Raw genomic sequence first — 995 nt, 5'->3', positions numbered from 1 at the left:
AAGGCCTTCGCCTTCGACCAGATCGACAAGGCGCCGGAAGAGCGTGAGCGTGGTATCACCATCAACACCTCCCACGTAGAATACGACACCGCTACCCGTCACTACGCTCACGTAGACTGCCCGGGTCACGCCGACTACGTTAAGAACATGATCACCGGTGCTGCCCAGATGGACGGCGCAATCCTGGTAGTAGCTGCTACCGACGGCCCGATGCCGCAGACCCGTGAGCACATCCTGCTGGGTCGCCAGGTAGGCGTTCCGTACATCATCGTGTTCATGAACAAGTGCGACATGGTTGATGACGAAGAGCTGCTCGAGCTGGTAGAGATGGAAGTGCGTGAGCTGCTGTCCGAGTACGACTTCCCGGGCGACGACCTGCCGGTCGTACGTGGCTCTGCCCTGAAGGCGCTGGAAGGCGAAGCTCAGTGGGAAGAGAAGATCCTGGAGCTGGCCGGTCACCTGGATACCTACATCCCGGAGCCGGAGCGTGCCATCGACATGCCGTTCTTGATGCCGATCGAAGACGTCTTCTCCATCGCCGGTCGTGGTACCGTCGTTACCGGTCGTGTAGAGCGCGGTATCGTGAAGGTTGGTGAAGAAGTTGAAATTGTTGGTATCAAAGAGACCACCAAGACCACCTGTACCGGTGTTGAAATGTTCCGTAAGCTGCTGGACGAAGGTCGTGCAGGTGAGAACGTTGGCGCCCTGCTGCGTGGCGTGAAGCGTGAAGACGTAGAGCGTGGTCAGGTACTGGCGAAGCCGGGCACCATCACCCCGCACACCAAGTTCGAGTCCGAAGTATACGTACTGTCCAAGGAAGAAGGTGGTCGTCACACCCCGTTCTTCAAGGGCTACCGTCCGCAGTTCTACTTCCGTACTACCGACGTGACCGGTACCATCGAACTGCCGGAAGGCGTAGAGATGGTCATGCCGGGCGACAACATCAAGATGGTTGTTACCCTGATCTGCCCGATCGCGATGGACGACGGTCTGCG

General features: G+C 58.5%; 1 protein-coding gene. It reads left to right on the top strand.

The features are described 5' to 3' along the window. Positions 1–995: elongation factor Tu (gene tuf, locus BN1133_RS15600; protein ID WP_050667402.1), on the top strand; the 995-nt coding region annotated here is incomplete at both ends.

The sequence above is a fragment of the Aeromonas schubertii genome (genome assembly GCF_000820105.1).
In the GTDB taxonomy this organism is placed as follows: Bacteria; Pseudomonadota; Gammaproteobacteria; order Enterobacterales; family Aeromonadaceae; genus Aeromonas; species Aeromonas schubertii.
Note: the sequence above shows the minus strand (reverse complement) of the source record. Positions and strands in the feature narration are given on the sequence as shown.